A 22438-nucleotide genomic window follows, 5' to 3' on the forward strand; every position below is an offset into this window, starting at 1 on the left:
TCACTCCGCCAGGTAAAAACCCCTTCGCTACCCGTACTACTGACTGCCCCGACTGGGATAGGTCGGGCTGATATTGACGTCGCCCGTCTCCCGACGGGGTCGGGACTCCAGCGCCTCGTAGAACCGTTCGGTGACGAACGTATCCAGGTCCGTCGATGGGGAGTCGTCGACCGGCGGTTCGTCGTCCGTCTCTCCGATCGGTGCGTCCGGATCGGTAGCGAGTGTCGTCTGGGCGACCGGGATCTGTGCGCCGGCCATGTCCGCGTGGCCCCCGGCGCTCCCGATCTGGTCGAACGCGTCCCGGAGCGCCTCGCCGAGGTCGAGGTCGGTTCCGCGAGCGCGACCCGACACGTAGATCACGCCGTCGATGACGCCGAAGACCACCGTCGCGATCACGTCTTCGAGGTCGAGCAACCGGTCGGCGGCCTGTGCGAGCGCGTCCCTGTCGTTGAGTTCGGGCACGCAACTCGTCAGGATCGCGCCGCGTCGCTCGCGGTTGCTGATCGCGCTCGCGACCGTCTCCATCGTGTCGCTACTGATACTCGGGGACTCGATGCGTTCGAGGGTCCCGATGTCGGCGGTCGGAACGATGGACGCCGCCGCCTCGAAATCCGCGATGGAGACCTCGCGGCTGAAGTCCCTGGTATCGACGCGGATCCCGAAGAGGAGCGCCGTCGCGACGGTCTCGTCGAGCGCAATACCGAACTGCTGGAGGTACTGGACGAGGAGCGTGCTCGTTGCCCCGACACTGCTCCGGAGATCGACGAACCGGGCGTCGACTGGGGCCCGGGGCGGGTGATGGTCGATGACGATGTCGATGTCAGTATCGGTCGGTAACTGGTCGTTGACGCCCGGCCGCGAGTGATCGACCAGCGCGAACCCGCCGTACGAGTCGAGGTCCGAGTCGGGGTCGAGTCGGCACAGATCCAGGTCCAGCAGGTTGATGAACGCCCGGTTCTCCTGGTGGGAGATCCGACCGTAGTAACACACTTCGGCGTCGACGCCCAGCGACGTGGCGATCCGTTGTAACGCCACCGCGCTCGCGATGGCGTCGGGATCGGGATTGTCGTGGGTGACGATGGCCAGCGTCTCGTCGATGTCCCAGAACACCTGCCGGAGCTGCCGGATCTGGAGGCCCTCGTCGCCGATGCGGTCCATCAGGAACCCGGCCGTCGCCGTTCCAGGATCGACCACCCGGTCGGCCAGCGAACGCAGGTCTGCCACGACTTCCGCGTCCGGATCCTCGCCGGCGTAAGCAATCACCAGCGCATCCGGAAACGCCTGCCGGACGGCCTGGACGGCTCGCAGGTTCGTCAGCGCGTCCTCGTCGGCGACGAACACCGTTCCGACGTCGCCGGCCTGTTCCCTGAGCGTCCCGACAGCGATGCGTTCGACGTGGGTCGCGGGTACGCCCGCCTCGCGTAACCGCTCGACGCGTCGCTCCTCCTCGTCGATCACGAGCAGTGTCCCCGGATACTCCCCCATCACCTCGACGAGAGCGTGTCCGATAGACCCACACCCAACGACCAGCCGGGTGTCCATGCCCCTTCCTCGCCGCCCGAGGCCAATAAAGGCTAAGAAGCATCATTGACGGGAAAACCGAGACGACAAACCGCAACGGCCGTCCACGGAGCGGACGCGCTACTTCAGCCGTTCCTGGAGGAAGGAGGGATGGGCGGCCGGAACGCCGTCGATGGTGAGGATGTCCTCGTTGATGACGTCGCCGAGCGCGTCCCCGTCGGTCGCGTGGACCTCGGCCATCAACATGTGGTCACCACTGGAGGTGTACAGCGCTTCGACCTCGTCGATGTCCTTTAGCTTCCGAGTCACCTCGACGTACCGTTCGCTCTCGACGTCCAGCCCCACGATGGCGATGGACTTCGAGGAGAGTTTCTTGGGGTCGATGTCGGCCGAATAGCCGACGATGACGCCCTCTTCTTCCAGTTTCTGGATGTACTTCCGAACGGTCGGTTTGGATACGTCCGCCCGTTCGGCGATCTCGGCGTAGGAGGCCTGCGCATCTTCTTCGAGGACCGACAGGATGCGTTCCTCCGTGGACTCGACGGCCATATCAATAGGTTTTGCTTCCGCGAAAAAATACCTTCCGAATGCGAAAACCGGAGTGTTACCCACGGAATCTCGCTTCAGTGTCGCTGTAACCGGCCGTCGGATGGTTCACCGGTGGTAGTGCATCAGGTCGGCAGAGCGCTCCCACTCGGCGTCCTCGTCGAAGTACCGCTCGGCCAACGGGTCGTCGGGCATCTCGCCGACGGCGCGTTTCTCCTCGCCGTAGGACATGCGGTCGTCGTCGCGGTAGAAGCGACCGGTCAGCACCTCGCCCTCGTGCAGTTTGGACTCGACTTCGTACATCATCTTCCCGGCTTCCTCCCGGTCGGTCACGTCGAAGTCGTAGTCGTCGGACTGCTGGACGTCGACGTAGGGGACGTACTGTTTGGCGTCCTTGTTCCAGGTCGGACACTGGGTCAGGAAGTCGATGTGGGCGAAGCCGTCGTGTTCGATGGCTTCGGCGATGATCTCCTTGGCCTGGTTGGGGTTGACCGCCGCCGTCCGGGCGACGTAGGACGCCCCGGCGGTCAGACTCTGCGAGAGCGGGCGAATCGGCTGTTTGGCGCTCCCGTGTGGCTGGGTCTTGGACTTGTGGCCCTTGGGACTGGTCGGGGAGGTCTGGCCCTTTGTCAGCCCGAAGATCTCGTTGTTGAACACGATGTAGGTCATGTCGTGGTTCTCGCGGGCCGTGTGGATGAAGTGGTTCCCGCCGATGCCGTAGCCGTCGCCGTCACCGCCGGCCGCGATGACTTCCAGTCCGGGGTTGGCCAGTTTGGCGGCGCGGGCGACCGGCAGCGACCGGCCGTGGATGGTGTGGAACCCGTAGCTCTCGAAGTAGCTGTTGAGCTTGCCCGAACAGCCGATCCCGGTCACGAGCAGCGTCTCGTCTGGGGTCCGGCCCACCTCGGGCATGGCCTGTTTCAGCGCCTTCAGGACGCCGAAGTCGCCACAGCCCGGGCACCACGTCGGTTGCGGTTCGATACCGGGCGTGAACTCGTCGCGGTCGATCTCCCGTTCCTCGTCGATTGCACTGAATGCACTCATTGTTAGTCACCTGCTGCTGGGACGAATTTCGTTCCCTCGGGGACGTCCGGTGCCCCGTCGACGGTCCGCTCGAACCCCTCGACGACCTCGTAGGGCTCGAAGGGTTCGCCATTGTATTTCAGGAAACTGTTGAGTTTCGGGCCGAACCGGCCCAGTTCCTTCTGGGTCAGCCCGCGGAACTGCGCGGTCGCGTTCATCTCGACGACCAGACACTCCTCGACGGATTCGATGAACTCGGTGACCTCCGCTTCTGGGTAGGGCATCAGGTCGCTCACGCCCAGTGCCTTCACCGAGTGGCCGGCGTCGTTGAGCCGGTCGACGGCCTCGAAGACGGTGTCCTGGTGGCTGCCCCAGACCATGATGCCGTACTCGGCCGTGTCGGGGCCGTAGTAGGTCTGGTGTGAGTCGTCGGCCCCGTCGAGTTCCTCCCGGATCGTATCGAGTTTGCCGAGGCGACGGTCCATCTGGCGGACCCGGTTCTCGGTGTCCTCGCTGATGTGACCTTCCGGCGAGTGTTCGTTCCCCGTCGCGAGGAAGCGTCCGCCCTTCTGGCCGGGCACGGAGCGGGGACTGACGCCGTTCTCGTCGCCCTCGCCGAACCGCTGGAACTTCCCGGAGGCGTGGTGTGCGGCCTCGGCGATCTCCTCCTCGGTCATGGTCGTGCCGGGGTCGGCGTTGGGCTCCCGGTCGAAGAAGGACTCGTCGACGTTGCGCAGTTCGCCCTGGAGTTTCTGGTCGTACACCAGGATCGACGGGATCTGGTACTCGTAGGCGATGCGGAACGCCGCCCGGATCTGGTCGTAACACTCCCGGATGTTCCCGGGGGCGAAGACGACCCGCGTGGAGTCGCCCTGACTCGTATAGAGGACGTGTTCCAGGTCGGCCTGTTCGGGTTTGGTCGGCATCCCGGTCGAGGGACCGGCACGCATCGCCTCGATGAGGACGAGCGGCGTCTCGGTCATCTCCGCGAGTCCGAGCGGTTCGGACATCAGCGCGAAGCCACCGCCGGAGGAGCCGGACATGGCCTTGACGCCGGTGTGGGACGCGCCGATGGCCAGCGCCGCGGCGGCGATCTCGTCTTCGACCTGCTCGGAGATCCCGCCGATATCCGGCAGGTGCTGGGACATGATGGTGAACACGTCCGTCCAGGGCGTCATCGGATAGCCGGCGATGAACCGACAGCCCTCGTCGATGGCCCCGTAGGCGATGGCGTTCGATCCCGACAGCAGGACCTGCTGTTCGTCGTGTTCGCCTGTAGGCGCGCGCAGGTCGTGGGTGAACTCGTAGTTGTCTTTGACGTCCTCGTAGGCCTCTTCGAGGATCTGGAGGTTGGCCTCCAGCACGTCGCCGGACATGGCGTCTTCCATCAGGTCCTCGATGTGCGTGATGTCCATGTCCAGCAGGGCCGCCGTCGCGCCGACGCCGGCGGTGTTGCGCATGACTTCGCGGCCGTGTTCGCGTGCCAGGCCCCGGAGATCGAGGGGGTACACGTGCCAGTCGTTCTCCTCGGCGCGTTCGTTCAGGTTCGCGACGTCATCGCCCTCCAACAGTCCCTCGTCGTAGACGATAACCCCGCCCTCGTTCAGTTCGTCCAGGTTCTCCGTGAGGGGCTTTACCTCCTCGTCCCCGTAGAAGGCGTCCTCCGAGGGGTTGCGGGCGAAGCTGTCACCGAGTGCCAGCAGGAAGTTGAACCCGTCACCGCGCGAACGGACTGGCTCGGAGTCCGCGCGGACCTCGACGTACGTGTGCCCGCCGCGGATCCGCGACGGATAGTGTCGGTGTGTGAATACGTTTAAACCGGCTCGCATCAGGGCTTTCGCGAAGTTCTGACTCGTCGAATCGATTCCGTCCCCGGAACCGCCCGCGATTCGCCACATCAATTCCGTGTCTGTCATGATAAATCATCGGCCGCGGTCGGCCGTCGTATACGGAAAACGGTTCGCCGTGGTCAAAGAGTTTGCGACCCGTTAGCACGAATTAATAATGACAGTTTACGGAAACGAGCAGGGACGTTCGTGAACAACTGGTCGGTAGTTGGGGCGTTTCCATAGGTGGATCGACGGTGCCGCACAAACCCTAAGAGGCGTGGCTGCGGAGCTAGACGGGAGGCGCATGTCCCTTTCGGAACTCATCGCCGGCGTCGAGAATCACGAAAAGACGCTGACGGTGTTCAACGCGGACGAATCGGTGACGGCCGAGTTGCGCGACCAGTTCGCCGACCGGAACGTGACCGTCGAAAGCGAGTCGACGCCGAGCGGCAAGCCCGGCGAGTTCGTCACGATCAGCGAGGACGGCGAGGTACTGACTGCGACCAGCATCGCCGATCTCAAGTCGATGCTCGCGGACGAAGACGCGGCCATCGGCCTCTCGGAGAGTCCGTATCGGTCCCTGTTGGAATACCTGGACGAGACGATGTTCACGTCCTGGAGCATCGATCAGATGGTCGCGGCCTCCCGGGAGATCGAGGACCGGGCCTGGCGGGTCGGCGAGGGTGAAATCCACGCGGGGTTTCAGTACCTCTCGACGCTCCGGGGAGAGCTCCCGGTCTACGAGCGGCTGGGCTCGAAACGCCTCGACGTCCACGCCTACGCCGTCCCCGACGAGGACCCGCCAAAGAACCGCGGCTTCACGCTCCACATCGAGCGAGCCGAAGAGATCGAACGGTCCTGGTTCGTCGTCTTCGACGGCGGGGAGTCTGCGATGGCCCGGGCACCCGACGACGGCGAGGCAGAGAGCCATCCGGGCCGTTCAGGCGGGCACCGATCGGACACCGGTGATCGGAACGCGGCCGACGACAACAAGTGTGCGCTGCTGGCCGAGGAGCGCGCGCCCCGCGAGTTCTACGGCTTCTGGACGTACGACCCCGATACCGTCGACTGGATCCTCGACTACCTAGACTCGACGTACGGCGTCGTCGAGCAGTGACCTCGGCCCATACTAACCTGTTTGGCCCCACCTTTGTCCGGATAGCGAGAGATGTGGATCGTAATGAATTCGAAGCGACTGCTGGCCGGGGCCTCGGTCGCCCTGACCGGTCTCGGAATCTTGCTCCCGACAGTCGGTGTGTTAGCCGGTGGCAGCGTCGGTCTCGTCGGCGGGATCATCGCCGGCTTCGGTACCGTCCTCGGGATCGCCTTGCTGGCGGGCGGTGGCTGGCTCGCCCAGTCGGATATCGACGGGAATCACGCGTTGCGCGTGGCCGGCTGGAACCTGCTGGGCATCGTCGCGCTCGGGAGCGTCCTCGTCCTGGTTTCGCTGTTTCCGGGCGCGATGCTCCCGATGTTCGTCCTCGCCGTCATCATGGGCGTCAGCGCCGTCGCGCACGTACTCATCGGTATCAACGACGTCCGACGGATTCGCGTGACGGAACTGGCCACAGAGCGGGAGAAACTCGCGGTGTTGAACCGGCTGACGCGCCACAACCTCCGCAACGACACGCAGGTCCTCCTGAGCCTCGCCGATCTGCTCGAAGCACGCACGGACGACGGAGAACTGGCGTCCCTGGCCGAACGCCTCCAGAACAAATCCGCGGACATCGCCGGAATCGGTAAGAACCTGACGCAGTTCCAGCGGGCGATCGATCACGAGCCGTCCCAGGACCGGCACCTCGACCTCGGCCCGCTCGTCGACGGGGCCGTCGACGACGCCCAGTCGGCGCACCCGGACGCGAGCTTCGACGTCGAGGTACCTGCGGACGCGGCGGTCCGGGCCGACGAACACCTGGCAGTCGCGGTCGAACACCTGCTCGACAACGCCGCCCGGTACGACGAGAGCAACCGTCCCGAAGTCAGCGTGACCGCCAGAGAGAACGGCGGGAGTACCGACCTCTCCGTGGGCGACGACGGGCCGGGGATTCCCGACACCGAGCGGGCGATCATCACCGGCGAGCAGGAGATCACCCAGCTCGAACACGGGAGCGGACTCGGGCTCTGGGTCGTCAAAGCGATCACCGAGTCCTACGGCGGGTCCCTCTCCATCGAGACGCCGGAGTCGGGGGGCACGAACGTGACGCTCTCGATCCCGACCGCCTGATTCGCCGGACTCACCTGCCTACCACTGGCCGTAGATGAGGTTGCGCTGGATGTCGTTGGCTCCCTCGTAGATGACCGGGATGCGAACGTCCCGGTACACCCGTGAGATGCGGTTTTCCGTCAGCACGGACCGACCGCCGTGGAGTTGCATCCCGCGTTCGGCGCACATATTGGCCGTTTCCGTAGATTTGACCTTCGCCTGGGCGGCCCAGAGGCCGGCGTTGTCGTCGTTCTCGACTTTCTCGCAGGCGCGCCAATTGAGCGCGCGAGCGCTCTCGAACTCCATGCGCATGTCCGCCAGCGTGTGCTGGACCGCCTGGAACTCACTGACGTCGCGGCCGAACGCCGACCGGCCGTGAACGAACTCGTAGGCCTCTTCGATGGCCGCGGCGGCCAACCCGAGACCGTGGCCACCGACGACGGTCCGGCCGTGATTGAAGAAGTCCGCGAGCATGTAGAACCCGGCCCCCTCGTTGCCGATGAGGTGATCTTCGGGGATCCGACAGTCTTCGAAGGTGATGTGGGCCTGTTTGGAGGCGCGAAAGCCCATCTTCTCGGGGATGTGTTCGGCCTCGTAGCCGTCGGCGTCCGTGGGCACGACGAACAGCGAGAAGTTGCCGTACCTGTTTTCCTCGTCGTCGCCCGTCTTCGCGTAGAGGGTGATCCAGTCGGCCTCCACGCCGTTGCCGATCCAGTACTTCTCGCCGTCGATGACCCACTCGTCCCCGTCCTTTGTCGCCGTGGTCTCCATCCCTGCCAGGTCGCTTTCGGTCTCGGGTTCGGAGACGCCAAGTCCGGTGCGCTGGTCGTTCTCGGCGACGGGCCGCAGGAACTCCTCTTTCTGCCACTCCTCCCCGTACTCCTGGAGCATCTCCGCGCCGAAACTGGCGAGTTGGAGGGTCAGGGCGATGCCGGCGTCGGCCCGATAGAACTCCTCGGCCATGGCCAGAATCTCCGTCAGCGAGAAGCCCCGCCCGCCGTACTCCTCGCTGATGTCCTGGGCGACCAGTCCCGCGTCCATCCCGGCCTGCAGGACGTCCTCGGGGTACTCCCCGGACTCGTAGTAGTCGGCGGCGTTGGGTTCGATGTGTTCGGCCGCGAACTCCCGTGCCTCCTGTTTCACCTCGTGTGCGTGTTCCGGGACGATGTCGTCGGTCAGTAGCTCCATGCCTACGAGTACCAAGGGACGTGGCAGGATAAACCTCTGGAACACTGGAAAGTCAAAACGGAGTTGCAGTTTACTCTGGAAACTGATACGGTCGAGACACTACCGAGTGTATGCACGAAAGTCAAAAAAAAGCGTGGTCGTGATCGGCGGTCGTCGATGCTCGGAAGCCCGAGTCGTCAGTCCTCGCCGGGCGAGGCGTCCTCGGGTACCTGTCCCTCGACGAGGGACTGGTCGGCGTACTCGTCGCGGAGGACCTTCTTGTCGAACTTGCCGGTCGCGGTCTTCGGCACCTCGTCGATCGTGATGAACTCGTCGGGCATCCACCACTTGGGGTACTCCTCGCCGATCAGATCACGGAGGTCGGCCTCTAGCTGGTCGGCGTCGATGCCCTCGCCGGGGACGACGAACGCGACTGGTCGTTCCTGCCAGCGCTCGTGGGGGACGCCGATGACCGTCGCCTCGGCCACGTCGTCGTGTGCCATCAGTTCGTTCTCCAGTTCGACCGAGGAGATCCACTCGCCGCCGCTCTTGATCACGTCTTTCGCGCGGTCGACGATCTTCAGATAGCCGTCCTGGTCGACGCTGACGATGTCGCCTGTCTTGAGCCAGCCGTCTTCGTAGTCTTCACGGTTGGCCTCGGGTCGCTTGAAGTACTCCTGGGTGACCCACGGCCCGCGGACGTACAGTTCGCCGAAGTCCTCGCCGTCCCAGTCGATCTCGTTGCCGTCGTCGTCGATGACCTTGAACTCCAGGCCGGGCGCGATGAGTCCCTGCTTGCCGCGTTTCTCGACCTGCGTGTCGTAGTCGAGGTCCTCCAGTCCGCCCTTGAGGTGGGAGACGCTGCCGATGGGGGACATCTCGCTCATGCCCCAGGCGTGGAGCAGTTCGACGTCGTGGTCGTCGAAGAAGCGAATCATCGCTTCGGGGGCCGCACTCCCGCCGACGATGAGCGTGTCGAGCGCCGAGAGGTCGACCTCGTTGTCCTCCATGTACTCCATCAGGCCGAGCCACACCGTCGGGACGCCGGCGGTGATGGTGACGCCCTCCTCCTCGATGAGGTGGGCGAGGTCCTCGGGCTCCGGCGACGGGCCGGGGTAGACGTGTTTCGCGCCGCCGGCGGTCGCCGAGAACGGCATCCCCCAGGCGTTGACGTGGAACATCGGCACGACGGGCATGACTACGTCGGTGTCGTCCATCGGGATGCCCTGTGGCGACTGGCTCGCCATCGTGTGACTCCAGAGCATCTGGTGGGTGTACTCGACGCCTTTCGGTTTGCCGGTCGTTCCCGAGGTGTAACACATCCCGGCCGGTCGGTCCTCAGAGAGAGTGGGCCAGTCGTAGTCAGTGTCGTTGCCCTCGATGAACGACTCGTAGTCAGTCACCGGTTCCAGGTCAGTTTCGGGGACCGAATCGCCGATGACGACGAACTGCTCGACGCCGTCGAACTCCGAGGCCCCGTCAGCAGCGCCCTCTAGTTTCTCGAGCAGTGACGGATCGACGAAGATGAGATGATCGTCGGCGTCGTCGACGATGAACTGGATGTGTTCGTCGGGGAGCAGCGGGTTGATGAGATGGAGTTGCCGCCCCGTCGTCGGGATGCCGAAGTACGTCTCGAAGTGGCGGTTGTGGTTCCAGCAGAACGTGGCGACGCGGGCGTCGTCGGGAACGCCCGCCTCGTCCATCGCGTTCGCGAGCTGGGCTGTTCGGTCGCTGTATTCGCTGTACGTGTAGCGTTCGATGCCCTGATGGGTGCGAGAGACGATCTCCGTGTCCGGATAGAGTTTCTCCGCACGCCACAGGAACGGCCGCAGGGTCTGGTCTGTGCCTCCTGGCATGCAAAGAACCTAAAGCGCATGTGTAATGATTGTTCCCCCAAACTGGGTTGGTATCCGGTCGCTGCGAGCCGGTCACAGTCCGGGGACCGCCTCGCCTCAGACTTCCAGTTCCTGCATCAGACTGACGAGTTCGTCGAGTTTCGGGAACGTATAGACCTTCACGTCGATGTCCTCGTCCTGGGCATGGACCCGGGAGTCGAACATCAGCGCCATGTCGTTTTCCCGGTCGCCGATGATCTCCTTGACCGTGCCGCTGCCGGGGCCGAACGTGAAGTTCGGCGTTCCCATGTCGATCGTCGTCTCCAGAACGTTCGCCCACCCGTCGATGAACGCACTGGTCATGATATTCCCGATCTCCTGAATGGCGCTTTTCTCCATCTCGGTGAATCCATCGGCGTTGGGGTTCGTATCGCCCATGTCACCGATCATCCCGGCCGCGAGGTTCTTCGCGCTCCGGGAGCTAAAGAGAAAGAGGACGTGGCCGTGGGGCGGCTCTTTCATCTCGATGTAGATGCCGATCTGGCGTTCGTCCCCGACGTGTTTCAGGATGTCCGGCACGTCGATGAAGTTGATCTTCGTGATCTCCATCTCCGTGTCCATCCCGGTCATCTGGCTCATATGGCTCGCGACCGTGTTCCCGCCCTCCTTTGCCATCTTGTTGAAAATACTCAACTTCCGAATATCTATCATCAACTCGCTCATAGTAGGGTCCTGATTGGCTGGGAGTTCCGCTCGGCCCTATATAATTGGTCCCCAGCGAGTATCAAATGCTATAACGTCTGGCGGGTCGGCGACCTCACGCCGTCCGGTGACTGACGGCGATTCCCTCGCCGAGCGGAACGATGCCAGTCTCGAACTCGGGGTCCGAATCCACGCGTTCGAGGTACTCGTAGACGCCGCGCGTGTTCTCGTCGACGTCGCCCTCTGGGTCCCCGCCCTCGACCAGCGCACGGAGCGCGTCAAAGTCGACGATGCCCGCGGTCATCGCGTTGTCGGCGATGACGACCCCGCCCGGCGCGACCTTCTCGCGGACCGCCTCGAAGGCCTCCCGATACCGGTGTTTCTCGTTGTCGATCAACACCACGTCGAAGGGGCCGGCGTACGCGTCGACGGTGTCGACGGCGTCGCCAAGTTCGTAGCTCGCCAGATCGTCGACCCCGCCACGAGCCATGTACTCGCGGGCCTGATCGAGTTCGTCCTCGTCCACCTCTGTGAGGACGACCTCGCCGTCGTCGGGCAGTGCCCGAGCGAACCAGTACGCCGAGTAGCCGAAGCCGGAGCCGAACTCGAAGACGCGCTGTGCGTCGACCATCCGGGCGAGGAACTGGAGCCAGCCGCCGACTTCCGGCCCGACCGTCGGGAACCCCTCGGCGTCGGCCTGTTGGTCCATCTCGTCGATAATCTCGTCGGGTTGGGGCCCGACGGCGCGTGCGAACGCGGCGCTCGATTCCGGGACGATTTCCTCGGTCATACCCGGCGTACTGTCGGCGTCGGCAAAACGCTGGCCCCGCGGAGTTATTCGTCCCGCGCCGCGACGACGCGCGCGACACGCTCGCCGTCGACGGGGTTCGTCGTCTCGCCACCCTCCTTCAGCGCCGTTCCGACGATCGCGCCGTCCGCCACGGCGAGCAGATCGCGAACGTTTCCAGCCGTGACGCCGCTGCCGACGAACACCGGGACCGACGCGTCCACGTCGTCGCGCCGGTCGGTCACGCGTCGGAGGTCGTTCGTGTCCGTGGCCGCCCCCGTCGCCGGGCCGGAGACGACCAGCCCGTCGGCCTTCCCGCGTTCGATGGCGTCCGCTACGGCCGTCGACAGGTCCCGCTCGCCAAGCGACGCGGAGTGTTTGACCGCTACGTCCGCGAGGACTGCGACATCGGCGTCGATCCGGTCGCGAAGCCGAAGCGTCTCGTGGGCCTGCCCCTCGATGACGCCCTGGTCCGTCACCCGTGCGCCGGTGTGGACGTTCACGCGGACGAACGCGGCGTCGACCGCGGCGGCGATGGACAGGGCAGCAGTCGCGTCGTTCCGGAGGACGTTGATTCCGAGTGGGAGGTCGACCGCCGTCGCGATTCGGTCGGCGATCCGGGTCAGCTCCGCGACGACGTGTTTGGGCACCGCCTCGGGATAGAACGGCGCGTCCCCGTAGTTCTCGACGATCAGTCCGTCGACGCCGCCGTCGGCGAGCGCTTGGGCGTCCGCCAGCGCGCGGTCGAGAATCGCCTCGCGACCGCCCTGCTCGTCGTAGCCGGGCGCGCCGGGCAGGGCCGGCAGGTGGACCATCCCGAAGATGGGACGGTCGGTCTCGAAGAGCGAATCGGGATTCATGCGAGCGTGTAGCCGCTACCCGGTAAAAACAACAGCGGCAATCGGTCATACGGATTGCTGTAGATCGTTTCCGCATCGACCGCCCGAAGTCGGTCGTCGCGGGACACAGCTACAGCAATCCGTATCAGTCTTCGTTCCACTTGATCGAACAGCCGCGACTGGGCCTGAACTCGTCGTCGATTTCCTCGCCGGCGAGCAGTCGGTCGATGACGTCACGCATCTCGTATTCGGTCGGTTCGTCGTCGGGGTTCAGGGCGTCGTCGATGCGGCCGTGGTAGACGAGGTCAAAGTCACCACCGTTAACCTCAAAGAGGAACGGGTCGGGCGTACAGACCGCGCCGTACGCCCGAGCCACGTCCTGAGACTCGTCGCGAAGGTAGGCGTCGTACTCGATGGTCCCGTCCTCGGTGAGTTCCCGCATCCGCTCGAAGGAGTCGTCGGGGTACTCCTCGGCGTCGTTCGAGTTGATCCCGACGACGGCCACGCCGTCGTACTCCTGTGCGATGTGGTTCAGTTCCTCGAACTTCGCTTTCGCGTAGGGACAGTGATTGCAGGTGAACACGACGAGCAGGGCGTCGTGTCCCTCGAAATCGTCGAGCGTGTAGGTGTCCCCGTCGGTGCCGGGGAGCTCGAAATCAGGTGCCGGTTCGCCGCGCTGAATGGCGTCGTCTTCGGAGTCGAGTGCGACCATACGACCCGACCCTTGGAAGGCGACGACCAAAAGGATTCGACTGCCGTGGTCAGACCAACGACGGACAGTCACTCCGCGGTCGGTTCGTCCCTGTCGGCCAGGACGTACTCACGGACGGTCACCCATCCGGGAACGAGGAACGACCCGACGACGGCCGCGCCGACGCCGAGCAGCGTTCGCGTCTCGTTACTAGAGGGTGGCGAACCGAGCGCCTGCAGCGCGAACAGACCGCCGTGCCAGACGGCCAGCGCGGCGCTGACCGTCGCGACGGCTGTCGCGAGTACGCGGACTGGCAGCGTCACCAGTCCCCGTGCATGGGTGGGGGACATGCGAATCGAATTCGACGCTCTGCGGCCAAGTGTCTTCAGCCGTCCTTCTGTGGCCCCTTTATTGCACGCCCGTGAGGTAGACGGCCACCATCGCGAAGCCGATACCCGCCACCTTTCGGGTGGTGAGCGGTTCGTCCAGCGCCACGATACCGACGATCGAACTCGTGACGATGAACAGGCCGAAGATGGGGACGACGGCGCTGACCGGCCCGGCCGCGAGCGCCCGGTAGTACGCGAGGATACCGACTGTGAGACAGACGCCCGCAGCGTAGGCGTAGATCGCGTGTGAGCCAGTGAGGTGCGTGACGACGGGGGTGTCCGAGACGACGACGACCGCGACGGCGGCCACCACGAGGATGCCGTTGGCCATCAGCAGTGCCACGTCGCTGGGGATCTCCGCCGTCGCCAGTTTCACCAGCGGTGCGACCAGCGTGTACCCGGCCAGTGCCAGCAGTGCCCACGAGAGATAGCGCATGCCGGCACTCGGAAAGCCGGTCCCAAAGTCGTTACGTGCTGTCGCGAGAGGTCCCCCGTGACCGACAGGTCGAAACCCGTCCGACCCCTCGGTCGACACATGGCTGGCCCCTCACTGCTGACGATGCGCTGGGCCGACGTCCTGTTCGCACACTGGGCCGTCGACCCGGAGACCGTCGACACGACGCTGCCTTCGGACCTATCCGTCGATACCTACGACGGCAACGCCTATCTGAGCGTCGTCGGATTCGACATGCAGGACATCCGGCCGCGGGGGTCGCCCGTCGCCCGCTCCTTCCCGGAGTTGAATCTCCGGACGTACGTCGACAGCGATGCCGGCCCCGGGATCTACTTCTTCAACCTGGACGCCGACGACGCCCTGAGCGTGGCGCTGGCCCGGCGACTGTTCCGCCTGTCGTACTACCGCGCCGAAATGAGCATCGAGGAGACGGGCGACGGCATCCGATACCGGAGCCACCGAACCGACGAGACCGCCCCGTCGGCGGACTTCGACGCGACCTGTCGGCCGGATGGCGAGCCTGAGACCCCCGAACAGGGGTCGCTGCCGTGGTTCCTGACCGAGCGCTACCGGTTCTACGCCAACGTCGGCGGTGGCGACCGGCTGTTCGTCGGCGAGGTCGAGCATCCGCCCTGGCCGCTTCAGTCGGCGACGCTCACCGTCGAGGAGAACGACCTGTTCGTGGCCAACGGGTTTGGGACGCCAGCGGGGGAGCCGCTGGTTCAGTACAGTGCGGGCGTGGACGTGACCGCCGGGATGGCACGGCCGCTCTCCATACCGATCGGGCTCCCGTTCTGAGCGACCGCGGGGCTTGCGGAAACCGAAAGGGGAAACTCCCGGGGCGGTGACCCAACGAGTATGTCCTGGACGGTGATGCCGTCGTTCGAGAGCTACGAGGCGGCCCGCGACTCGTTCGCGTGGGACCTGCCCGACGAGTTCAATCCCGCGGTCGACTTCCTGCGGAAACACGGAGGCGGCGAAGCCGCCGGAGTCGACCGCATCGCGCTCGAACAGGCCTATCCTGACGGGCGGCGAGAGTCCTACAGCTACCGCGACCTCGACCGCCTGTCCGACCGACTCGCGGCCGGACTGGCGGACCTCGGCGTCGAAGCCGGCGACCGCGTCGGCGTCGTCGTCCCGCAGAAACCCCAGAACCCGCTTACACACCTGGCGAACTGGAAGCTCGGCGCGGTGTCGATCCCCCTGACCGTCCTGTTCGGCGAGGACGCGCTCCGATACAGACTCGACGACGCCGGCGCGAAAGCCGTCGTGGCCGACCCGAGCGTCCGCGAGGAAATCGACGCCATCCGCGGGGACTGCCCGACCCTGGAACACGTCGTCGAGATCGAAACCGACGCGCCGGCGGGTGACGGTCGGGCCTTCGACGACGTGCTGGCCGGCAACGAGGGCGAGGACGTCGAGTTCGACGCCTACGACGCGACGCCGGACACCCAGACCGCCATCATGTACACCAGCGGCTCGACCGGCCCGCCGAAGGGCGTCCTGCACAGCCACGCGCTCTGGCTCGGGCGTGCAGCCGCGGCCTACAACTACTTCGATCAGGGTCTCGGCCCCGACGCGACGGTCTGGACGCCAGCGGATTGGGCCTGGGGCGCGGCGCTGGGCGGGACGCTCTTTGCGACCTGGCACCACGGCGGCACCATCGTCGGCTACCCCGCCGAGGGGTTCGACGGCGACGAGGCGTTCTCGCTGCTCGAAGAGTTCGGCGTCACGAAGTCGTTCATGCCACCGACCGCGCTCCGGATGCTCATGAACGTCGAGAGTCCAGCCGACGAGTACGACCTGGATATCGAGACGTTCGCCGCGGCGGGCGAGCCGATGACGCCCGAGATCGTCGAGTGGGTCGAGACGGCGTTCGACGACGTGGCCGTCAACGAGTTCTACGGCCAGACCGAACTCAACCTCGCCGTCGGGAACTCCTCGTCGTGGTTCGAGACGCAACCGGGCAGCATGGGCAAACCACTCCCCGGCTACGACCTGGCCATCGTCGACCCCAAGGCCGCGGACGCGGGGGAAATCGAGCGTCGCGATCCCGGCGAGACCGGCGAGATCGCACTGCGGCCCCACGACCGGTCGGTCTTTTTCGACGAGTACTGGAACATGCCCGCGAAGACAGCGGCAAAGCAGGTCGACGAGTGGTTCCTGACTGGCGACCTCGCCGAGCGCGACGACGAGGGGTACGTCTGGTTCAAATCGCGCAAGGACGACGTGATCCTGACCGCGGGCTACCGCGTCGGGCCGATGGAAGTCGAGGAGGCCATCCTCGAACACCCAGACGTGGCACAGGCCGGCGTCGTGGGCGTCCCCGACGAAACCCGGGGCGAGATCATCAAAGCGTTCGTGGAGCCAAGCGAGCGCGTGACACCGAACGACGACCTCCGCGCGGAGATTCGGGAACTCGTCCGGGAGAACCTGGCCGAGTACGAGTACCCCCGCGAGATCGAGTTCGTCGACGAACTGCCACAGACGACGACCGGCAAGATCCGGCGGCTGGAGTTGCGCCAGCGGGACGGCGAGTAACCGCCCTCCGCTGAAGCTGTTGGATTCACACAAAATTTTTGCCCGACTCCGAGGTATCGTCGCCCATGGCGCTACTGGGTGGATTCCTGGATTCGCTGACTTCGGCCGGCGAACGCGCCGAGGCGGCCGACGAACGGCTCGAATCGGTCGCCTCGGTCTCGTCGGCGACGCTGCGGTCGCCGCCGACCGTCGAGACCGTCGCGGAGGTAAACGAACACGCGGACACCGGCGACCCGATCCTCGTCCCGGTCGTGACCTGTCCGCTCGACACGGAGTCCCAGCCGCCGATGGACGCGGTGTTCCGGTACGTGGCGGCCGTCTGTGATCGTCTCCGGGCCGTCTACGCCGACGACCACGTCCGACAGTTCGACGTGCGGTTCGAGTTCGGGCCCGACCGGCTCGTCAGGAGCCGGGAGTGTCGCCGGGTCACAGTTCCGCCCGAACTCGCCGAGAAACTGGCCGATCCCGGGTACGACCACAGCGACCTGGGGGCCGATCTGGAGGACGGCGACGACGGGGACTCGGTGACCCCACCGGTGGTCTGGGGCGAGTGCGTCTCGTACACGTCGGGGAACGCGGCGGCGGCCGGTGCCGCGACCGCCGCGGGGGCCGGCGGCTGTGGCGGCGCGGGCGGCGGCTGCTGAGACGGTACAGTGAGAAACGGGTTACTCTGACCGGGCGGCTTCGACCGCGTCGCCGAACTCCCGGGCCGTCCGGAGCACCTCGCTGTCCGGATTCACCGAGAACGACACTTCTTCGCCCTCGGCGTCGTGTTTCTCCAGAACCCCCAACTCGACGAGGTGTTCGATGTCGTCGGAGAGATGCAGCGTCTTCAGGGCGATGTCGGCGTTCGAGGCGAGTTCCGAGCGGCTGACGATGTCGTCCTCGTCCAACGTGAGTACAGTACTGATGATGGTCGCTAGCTCGTCGTTATCGGCGACGAACGACCATCCCGTCTCGGCTGTCGAATCACCCTGCATGGAACTGGTACGTCGATTCGTCACATCGTCTCTTAAATCTAGGAGCGGTTCGGTGCGCCGATGTACGTGAGTATTTACATGAGCGAGTCGTCGGTGCCGATATGGCAGCGGACGGCCGATCGGGGTTGCAGTCGTGGCTCTACGGGCAGGTGGTGGTATTCGGTATCGCGATGGGGCTCTCCTTGCTGATCGTGAAACTCGTCTGGTTCACGACGTTGGGGGAGCTGTACGGGCAGTTGGGTGTCTTCCCCTGGCTGGTCGCCTCGTTTGCCCTCTCGCTGGTCGCCATCGTCTACGTGACGACCGAAGCGATGTAGCGCGGGATGTAGCAAGTCTTTAGTCCGCGCTCGGGTGGGTGTAGGTATGAGCAGTCGCGCCGAAATACTGGAGTTGCTCCGGGAGAACGCGCGCTACACCACCGAGGACATGGCGCGCCAGACCGACCTCACAGAGAGCGAGGTCGAGACGGCGATCGAGGAGCTCGAAGCCGACGGCGTCATCCGCGGGTACACGGCCGTCGTCGACTGGGGCGAGACGGACAAAGAGCGGGTCCGTGCCCTGGTCGAACTCAACGTCACCCTCGACCGCGAGACCAGTTACGCCGACATCGCGGCCCGACTGGCGAAGTTCCCCGAAGTCGAGTCCCTGCGACTCGTCAGCGGCGACTACGACTTCGACATGGAGGTCGAGGGCGACTCGATGCGCGAGGTGTCCCGGTTCATCAGCGACAAGGTCGCGCCCGTCCCCGAGATCACACAGACCGTGACTCACTACGTCATGGAGTCCTACAAGGAGAGCGGCATCGAGTTCGGCGACGGCCACGACGACGACCGCCTGTCGGTGTCACCCTAACAATGCAGCTCTCAGACCGCGTCGACCAGGTGCCGCCCTCTGGCATCCGCCGGTTTTTCGAGTTGGCCGAGGAGATGGACGACATCATCTCCCTGGGCGTCGGTGAGCCGGACTTCTCCGCGCCGTGGAGCGCCCGGGACGCCGCCATCGCCTCGCTGGAACGGGGTGAAACCTCCTACACCGCCAACCGCGGGAAGAAGGAACTCCGGGAGGCCATCGCCGACGACCAGCGACGACGCTACGGCCTGGACTACGACCCCGACGAGGAGATACTCGTCACGGCGGGCGCCAGCGAGGCCATCGACCTGGCCTTCCGTGCACTGGTCGACCCCGGCGACACCGTGGCCGTCGCCCAGCCGAGTTACGTCTCCTACGTCCCGGGCGTCATCTTCGCCGGCGGCGACCCGCTGTCGGTCCCGACCCGCGCCGAAGACGAGTTCAAACTGACACGGGAGGTCCTGGAATCGAGCGGTGCGGCCGACGCCGACGCCCTGGTCTACTGTTACCCCAACAACCCGACGGGCGCGACGATGACCGGCGAGGAACTCGAAGCGGTCGCGGACTTTTGCCGCGAGCACGACATCATCGTCCTCGCCGACGAGATCTACTCGGAACTGACCTACGAACACGACCACACCTCGATCGCGACCCTCCCGGGCATGCGCGAGCGGACCGTCGTGTTCAACGGGTTCTCGAAGGCCTACGCGATGACCGGCCTCCGACTGGGCTACGCCATGGGGCCGCCAGAGGCCATCAAGGGCATGAACCGCGTCCACCAGTACACGATGCTGTCGGCCCCGACGACGGCCCAGCACGCGGCGCTGGACGCCCTCGAGAACTGCGACGACGACGTCGACGAGATGACGGCCCAGTACAACCGCCGCCGGAACTTCGTCCTCTCCCGGTTCGAGGAGATGGGCCTTTCCTGTTTCGACGCCGCCGGTGCGTTCTACGCCTTCCCCGAGTGTCCCTGGGACGACGCCGACGCCTTCGCCGAGGAACTGCTCCACGAGGAGAAAGTCGCCGTCGTTCCCGGCGAAGCCTTCGGCGAGGGCGGCGAAGACCACCTGCGCGTCTCCTACGCGACGGGCCTGGGCGAACTCAAGGAAGCGATGGCCCGCATCGAGTCGTTCCTCGATTGAGCCGTTTCGCCACTCGATTCCCACGTGTTCCCATCTGAGGAATAGCAACGCCGGTTCTCGGGCCAATTATCTGATTTTGAATTCCCGTTATCGCAGCCAGCAGTGGCCCTGAACTGTCGGTACACTTATTTGATGACTGGGCGTTCTGTCGCTCACTTCATGCAACGGAATCCTGCGATCCCGTCGATGTCTTCCGACGAATCACGGAGGACTCGTGATCCAGACTCGTGTTTCGCGAAAGTTTTACAAACTGACCCGTTAGACCACCAACCAATGGGGGGATTGCTGTGATTGAACCCGAACCGCAGGACAGCAGTGTAATGGTATTTGATAAACTGGACGCAACCTTTTTTCCCTCCTACGGGCAACACCGTTGAACAATGGCAACCGATGACAAAGATGGGGGCGACGCCGAGCAGGCCGACGCCGACCAGAGCGCGGGCAGCGACTCTGAGGCGGAGGAAGTACTCGCTCGCGTCGAGCGTGCGTCCGTGGGGGACTACGCGTGGGAGGACTTCCGACGGGAGTTCCACACGGGCGGTCCGTTCGACCGAACGGAGTACCTCGGGTTCGACCCACGGAAGATCGAGGACAAACTGATACAGGGCGCAAGCGCCGCCAAGGGCGTCGACGAGCCCTGGCAGCAGTTCCTCGATCCGGATCGGGTACCGGTCGTCAAGGACACCTACAAGTGGGAACACTACAAGCAGGAGTACTACTACGACGGCGACGGCGACGCGCCGCGGTCGTCCGACGGCGAGAAAGAGCCCTTCGAGAAGGCCGATGCGCTCGGGTACGACGTCGACGAACTCGAAGGGCTGCTCAGTTTCGGGGAGGGACTGGCCGACGAACTCGACGAGATCGTCGACGAGCGAACGGTAAACGTCAACGAGGAGTTAGACGAGGACGCCTTCTTCTCGACGGTCGAGGACCAAACGACCGTCGTCAACCGCTACGACGTCGAGAAGTCGGTTCCCCTGGAGAAGAAATCCCACTTCGAGGAGTTAGAGCGCTACTGGGTGAACAAACCCTACGCCTGCGTCATCATCTTCCACTCGAAGAAGGAAAACGAGAAGAAATACTACGTCATCGAGCCACACCTCAACGACATCGAAGTCAAGTTACAGGAGTTCCTCTCGGGGAAGCTCAAGACGGCGATCAAATACTCCGAGGACGACGTCATCGTGGAGGGGAGCGAGGAAGACCGGGCCAGCGTCATCCAGCGCGAGACCCAGCGCCTGCTGGAACGCTACGACCTCTACGAAGGGGAGGCCGACCCCGCGGGGAACCTCGGCACCATCGGCCAGTTCAAGCAGATGCTGGGGATGGAGGTCGAACTGCCCGACACGACGCGCACGGACCTCTCGGGGATCAGCGCCCGGCCGGAACCGGCGGTACTGGCGGAAGACCCCGAATCGCTCAGCGAGTACCAGGTCGAGAAACTGCTCTACGTGCTCAAGCGGAACTTCATCGGCTACGCCAAGATCGACCCGGTCAAACACGACATCAACGTCGAGGACATCTCCTGTAACGGGTACAACTCCCGGGTGTTCGTCTACCACACCGACTACGAGCAGATCATCTCGAACGTCGAACACGGCGAGAAGAGCCTCGACGACTTCATCGTCAAACTCGCACAGCGCTCGGGGAAGGGCATCTCCAAGCGCCAGCCACAGGTCGACGCGACGCTCCCGGACGGGTCACGTGCCCAGTTGACCCTCGGGAAAGAGGTCTCGGACCACGGGACCAACTACACGATCCGCCAGTTCAAGGACGTCCCGTTCACGCCCATCGACCTCATCAACTGGAACACCTTTAGCCTGGACGAGATGGCCTTCCTGTGGCTCTGCATCGAGAACCACAAGTCGCTCATCTTCGCCGGCGGTACGGCCTCGGGGAAGACGACCAGCCTGAACGCGGTGTCGCTATTTATTCCATCGAGCGCAAAAATCGTCTCCATCGAGGACACCCGCGAGGTCGAACTGCCCCAGCGTAACTGGGTCGCCAGCGTCACCCGGCCCTCCTTCGGTGAGGACGACACCGGCGACGTCGACGAGTTCGACCTGCTGGAGGCCGCACTGCGGCAACGTCCGGACTACATCGTCATGGGTGAGATCCGTGGTGAGGAAGGGCGGACCCTCTTCCAGGTCATGTCGACGGGCCACACCACCTACACCACGTTCCACGCAGACTCCGTCGGCGAGGTCATCAAGCGGTTCACCACCGAGCCGATCAACGTCTCGAAGACCCTCTTTACGGCGCTGGACCTCGTCTCGATCCAGACCCAGACCCGGACCGGCGGGCGCAAGGTGCGCCGGAACAAGACGCTGACCGAGATCAACGAGTACTCCGCGGAACACGACGAGATCAACGTCAGGGACGTCTACCAGTGGCAGGCCGAGACGGACACGTTCATCCAGATGGGCCAGTCCAACACCCTGGAGGACATCAAGTTCGACCGCGGGTGGAACCAGGACCGGTTGGACGAGGAGTTGTTCAAACGCGAGGTGGTGCTGGCCTACCTCATCAACAACAACATCAACACCTACCAGCAGGTGGCCGCGACCATCCAGGCGTTCATCAACGATCCGGACACGATCCTGACGCTCATCGCTCACGACGCCCTGGCCGAGAGTCTCGAAGACCTCCAGGAGATGGAGTCGGTCGTGATCGACATCGACCAGAAAAAAGAGGAGATGGTGCCCCGGCCGGAGGCCGACGAGCAGATGGTCGAAGAGACGGACGACATCCTCGACAACGCCCGGCCGATGTTCGATCGGTTCAAGAGCACCGAAACGCCGGAGATCGTCAAGGCCCTGGGCGGCATCGAGATCGAGGACGACGTCGACCCGACCGAGGAAGAGGACGGGGACACGGAGATCGACTTCGGCCAGTTCGTGACCAAGGCCGGCACCGAAGCCGGGGACGGGGACTGAC

22 protein-coding genes are annotated in these 22438 nt (G+C 64.7%); 9 read left to right on the top strand and 13 right to left on the bottom strand.

Annotation, left to right across the window (positions count from 1 at the left end; genetic code table 11):
* Positions 1-36: 36 nt before the first annotated feature.
* The 4 genes from E2481_RS14175 to E2481_RS14190 form a co-directional block, all read right to left on the bottom strand.
* On the bottom strand, positions 37-1542 hold the full coding sequence (locus tag E2481_RS14175; RefSeq protein WP_136717809.1) for a DHH family phosphoesterase: 1506 nt from the start codon (positions 1540-1542) through the stop codon (positions 37-39).
* Between the two features lie 99 nt (positions 1543-1641).
* The gene (lrpA1, locus tag E2481_RS14180; RefSeq protein WP_136717810.1) at positions 1642-2070 is read right to left on the bottom strand and encodes an HTH-type transcriptional regulator LrpA1; all 429 of its coding nucleotides are present in this window, start codon (positions 2068-2070) and stop codon (positions 1642-1644) included.
* A gap of 105 nt (positions 2071-2175) precedes the next feature.
* Positions 2176-3111, bottom strand: a complete 936-nt coding sequence (locus E2481_RS14185) for a thiamine pyrophosphate-dependent enzyme (RefSeq protein ID WP_136717811.1) — start codon at positions 3109-3111, stop codon at positions 2176-2178.
* A gap of 2 nt (positions 3112-3113) precedes the next feature.
* Complete coding sequence (locus tag E2481_RS14190) at positions 3114-5006, bottom strand: 2-oxoacid:acceptor oxidoreductase subunit alpha (protein WP_136717812.1); 1893 nt, start codon at positions 5004-5006, stop codon at positions 3114-3116.
* 217 nt (positions 5007-5223) lie between these two features.
* Here E2481_RS14190 and E2481_RS14195 point away from each other — a divergent pair, with 217 nt between their 5' ends.
* Both E2481_RS14195 and E2481_RS14200 read left to right on the top strand, forming a co-directional pair.
* Entirely contained in the window at positions 5224-6036 is an 813-nt protein-coding gene (locus E2481_RS14195) for a DICT sensory domain-containing protein (protein ID WP_136717813.1), read from the top strand.
* A 63-nt stretch (positions 6037-6099) separates the two neighbouring features.
* Positions 6100-7143: a sensor histidine kinase gene (locus E2481_RS14200; RefSeq protein ID WP_169302454.1), complete on the top strand. Its 1044-nt coding sequence runs from the start codon at positions 6100-6102 to the stop codon at positions 7141-7143.
* An 18-nt stretch (positions 7144-7161) separates the two neighbouring features.
* Here the strand turns inward: E2481_RS14200 and E2481_RS14205 are convergent, their stop codons facing one another.
* The 8 genes from E2481_RS14205 to E2481_RS14240 all read right to left on the bottom strand — a co-directional run bounded on the left by E2481_RS14205 (position 7162) and on the right by E2481_RS14240 (position 13968).
* Positions 7162-8310 carry an acyl-CoA dehydrogenase family protein gene (locus E2481_RS14205; protein ID WP_136717815.1) on the bottom strand — a complete coding sequence of 383 codons (1149 nt, stop codon included), beginning with the start codon at positions 8308-8310 and terminating at the stop codon, positions 7162-7164.
* Positions 8311-8486: 176 nt separating this feature from the next.
* Complete coding sequence (locus E2481_RS14210) at positions 8487-10145, bottom strand: long-chain fatty acid--CoA ligase (RefSeq protein ID WP_136717816.1); 1659 nt, start codon at positions 10143-10145, stop codon at positions 8487-8489.
* Positions 10146-10241: 96 nt separating this feature from the next.
* The gene (locus E2481_RS14215; RefSeq protein WP_136717817.1) at positions 10242-10835 is read right to left on the bottom strand and encodes a chemotaxis protein CheC; all 594 of its coding nucleotides are present in this window, start codon (positions 10833-10835) and stop codon (positions 10242-10244) included.
* A 106-nt stretch (positions 10836-10941) separates the two neighbouring features.
* Positions 10942-11616: an O-methyltransferase gene (locus E2481_RS14220; RefSeq protein WP_136717818.1), complete on the bottom strand. Its 675-nt coding sequence runs from the start codon at positions 11614-11616 to the stop codon at positions 10942-10944.
* A gap of 44 nt (positions 11617-11660) precedes the next feature.
* Positions 11661-12473: a BtpA/SgcQ family protein gene (locus tag E2481_RS14225; RefSeq protein WP_136717819.1), complete on the bottom strand. Its 813-nt coding sequence runs from the start codon at positions 12471-12473 to the stop codon at positions 11661-11663.
* 124 nt (positions 12474-12597) lie between these two features.
* Positions 12598-13164 carry a thioredoxin family protein gene (locus E2481_RS14230; protein WP_136717820.1) on the bottom strand — a complete coding sequence of 189 codons (567 nt, stop codon included), beginning with the start codon at positions 13162-13164 and terminating at the stop codon, positions 12598-12600.
* Positions 13165-13232: 68 nt separating this feature from the next.
* Positions 13233-13493 (bottom strand): hypothetical protein, encoded by a 261-nt coding sequence (locus tag E2481_RS14235; protein ID WP_136717821.1) that lies wholly within the window; start codon positions 13491-13493, stop codon positions 13233-13235.
* A gap of 58 nt (positions 13494-13551) precedes the next feature.
* A complete protein-coding gene (locus tag E2481_RS14240) occupies positions 13552-13968 on the bottom strand; it encodes an EamA family transporter (RefSeq protein ID WP_136717822.1) in 417 nt (138 codons plus the stop codon).
* A gap of 99 nt (positions 13969-14067) precedes the next feature.
* Here E2481_RS14240 and E2481_RS14245 point away from each other — a divergent pair, with 99 nt between their 5' ends.
* The 3 genes from E2481_RS14245 (at position 14068) to E2481_RS14255 (ending at position 17171) form a co-directional block, all read left to right on the top strand.
* Positions 14068-14784: a YqjF family protein gene (locus tag E2481_RS14245; protein WP_136717823.1), complete on the top strand. Its 717-nt coding sequence runs from the start codon at positions 14068-14070 to the stop codon at positions 14782-14784.
* A 60-nt stretch (positions 14785-14844) separates the two neighbouring features.
* Positions 14845-16527, top strand: coding sequence for an acyl-CoA synthetase (locus tag E2481_RS14250; RefSeq protein ID WP_136717824.1), 1683 nt, complete (start codon positions 14845-14847; stop codon positions 16525-16527).
* Between the two features lie 65 nt (positions 16528-16592).
* Entirely contained in the window at positions 16593-17171 is a 579-nt protein-coding gene (locus E2481_RS14255; RefSeq protein WP_136717825.1) for a hypothetical protein, read from the top strand.
* A 21-nt stretch (positions 17172-17192) separates the two neighbouring features.
* Here the strand turns inward: E2481_RS14255 and E2481_RS14260 are convergent, their stop codons facing one another.
* Complete coding sequence (locus E2481_RS14260; RefSeq protein ID WP_136717826.1) at positions 17193-17507, bottom strand: hypothetical protein; 315 nt, start codon at positions 17505-17507, stop codon at positions 17193-17195.
* Between the two features lie 101 nt (positions 17508-17608).
* On the opposite strand from E2481_RS14260, the gene E2481_RS14265 reads away from it, so the two are divergent.
* The 4 genes from E2481_RS14265 to E2481_RS14280 all read left to right on the top strand — a co-directional run bounded on the left by E2481_RS14265 (position 17609) and on the right by E2481_RS14280 (position 22437).
* Positions 17609-17824 carry a hypothetical protein gene (locus tag E2481_RS14265; RefSeq protein ID WP_136717827.1) on the top strand — a complete coding sequence of 72 codons (216 nt, stop codon included), beginning with the start codon at positions 17609-17611 and terminating at the stop codon, positions 17822-17824.
* Positions 17825-17870: 46 nt separating this feature from the next.
* Positions 17871-18359 carry an Lrp/AsnC family transcriptional regulator gene (locus E2481_RS14270; RefSeq protein ID WP_136717828.1) on the top strand — a complete coding sequence of 163 codons (489 nt, stop codon included), beginning with the start codon at positions 17871-17873 and terminating at the stop codon, positions 18357-18359.
* 2 nt (positions 18360-18361) lie between these two features.
* Complete coding sequence (locus E2481_RS14275; RefSeq protein ID WP_136717829.1) at positions 18362-19501, top strand: pyridoxal phosphate-dependent aminotransferase; 1140 nt, start codon at positions 18362-18364, stop codon at positions 19499-19501.
* Between the two features lie 380 nt (positions 19502-19881).
* Positions 19882-22437 carry a type II/IV secretion system ATPase subunit gene (locus E2481_RS14280; RefSeq protein ID WP_136717830.1) on the top strand — a complete coding sequence of 852 codons (2556 nt, stop codon included), beginning with the start codon at positions 19882-19884 and terminating at the stop codon, positions 22435-22437.
* The last annotated feature ends 1 nt before the right edge of the window (position 22438 follow it).

Origin of the sequence: Halorientalis salina, assembly GCF_005049285.1 — an archaeon.
Taxonomy (GTDB): domain Archaea; phylum Halobacteriota; class Halobacteria; order Halobacteriales; family Haloarculaceae; genus Halorientalis; species Halorientalis salina.

Bases quoted from the DNA above. Each gene is read 5' to 3' on its own strand.
- E2481_RS14240 (WP_136717822.1), bottom strand. From the start codon at position 13,968: ATGCGCTATCTCTCGTGGGCACTGCTGGCACTGGCCGGGTACACGCTG.
- E2481_RS14225 (WP_136717819.1), bottom strand. From the start codon at position 12,473: ATGAATCCCGATTCGCTCTTCGAGACCGACCGTCCCATCTTCGGGATG.
- E2481_RS14210 (WP_136717816.1), bottom strand. From the start codon at position 10,145: ATGCCAGGAGGCACAGACCAGACCCTGCGGCCGTTCCTGTGGCGTGCG.
- E2481_RS14275 (WP_136717829.1), top strand. From the start codon at position 18,362: ATGCAGCTCTCAGACCGCGTCGACCAGGTGCCGCCCTCTGGCATCCGC.
- E2481_RS14265 (WP_136717827.1), top strand. From the start codon at position 17,609: ATGGCAGCGGACGGCCGATCGGGGTTGCAGTCGTGGCTCTACGGGCAG.
- E2481_RS14280 (WP_136717830.1), top strand. From the start codon at position 19,882: ATGGCAACCGATGACAAAGATGGGGGCGACGCCGAGCAGGCCGACGCC.
- E2481_RS14270 (WP_136717828.1), top strand. From the start codon at position 17,871: ATGAGCAGTCGCGCCGAAATACTGGAGTTGCTCCGGGAGAACGCGCGC.
- E2481_RS14175 (WP_136717809.1), bottom strand. From the start codon at position 1,542: ATGGACACCCGGCTGGTCGTTGGGTGTGGGTCTATCGGACACGCTCTC.
- E2481_RS14190 (WP_136717812.1), bottom strand. From the start codon at position 5,006: ATGACAGACACGGAATTGATGTGGCGAATCGCGGGCGGTTCCGGGGAC.
- E2481_RS14200 (WP_169302454.1), top strand. From the start codon at position 6,100: ATGAATTCGAAGCGACTGCTGGCCGGGGCCTCGGTCGCCCTGACCGGT.
- lrpA1 (WP_136717810.1), bottom strand. From the start codon at position 2,070: ATGGCCGTCGAGTCCACGGAGGAACGCATCCTGTCGGTCCTCGAAGAA.
- E2481_RS14220 (WP_136717818.1), bottom strand. From the start codon at position 11,616: ATGACCGAGGAAATCGTCCCGGAATCGAGCGCCGCGTTCGCACGCGCC.
- E2481_RS14215 (WP_136717817.1), bottom strand. From the start codon at position 10,835: ATGATAGATATTCGGAAGTTGAGTATTTTCAACAAGATGGCAAAGGAG.
- E2481_RS14185 (WP_136717811.1), bottom strand. From the start codon at position 3,111: ATGAGTGCATTCAGTGCAATCGACGAGGAACGGGAGATCGACCGCGAC.
- E2481_RS14245 (WP_136717823.1), top strand. From the start codon at position 14,068: ATGGCTGGCCCCTCACTGCTGACGATGCGCTGGGCCGACGTCCTGTTC.
- E2481_RS14255 (WP_136717825.1), top strand. From the start codon at position 16,593: ATGGCGCTACTGGGTGGATTCCTGGATTCGCTGACTTCGGCCGGCGAA.
- E2481_RS14260 (WP_136717826.1), bottom strand. From the start codon at position 17,507: ATGCAGGGTGATTCGACAGCCGAGACGGGATGGTCGTTCGTCGCCGAT.
- E2481_RS14205 (WP_136717815.1), bottom strand. From the start codon at position 8,310: ATGGAGCTACTGACCGACGACATCGTCCCGGAACACGCACACGAGGTG.
- E2481_RS14250 (WP_136717824.1), top strand. From the start codon at position 14,845: ATGTCCTGGACGGTGATGCCGTCGTTCGAGAGCTACGAGGCGGCCCGC.
- E2481_RS14235 (WP_136717821.1), bottom strand. From the start codon at position 13,493: ATGTCCCCCACCCATGCACGGGGACTGGTGACGCTGCCAGTCCGCGTA.
- E2481_RS14195 (WP_136717813.1), top strand. From the start codon at position 5,224: ATGTCCCTTTCGGAACTCATCGCCGGCGTCGAGAATCACGAAAAGACG.
- E2481_RS14230 (WP_136717820.1), bottom strand. From the start codon at position 13,164: ATGGTCGCACTCGACTCCGAAGACGACGCCATTCAGCGCGGCGAACCG.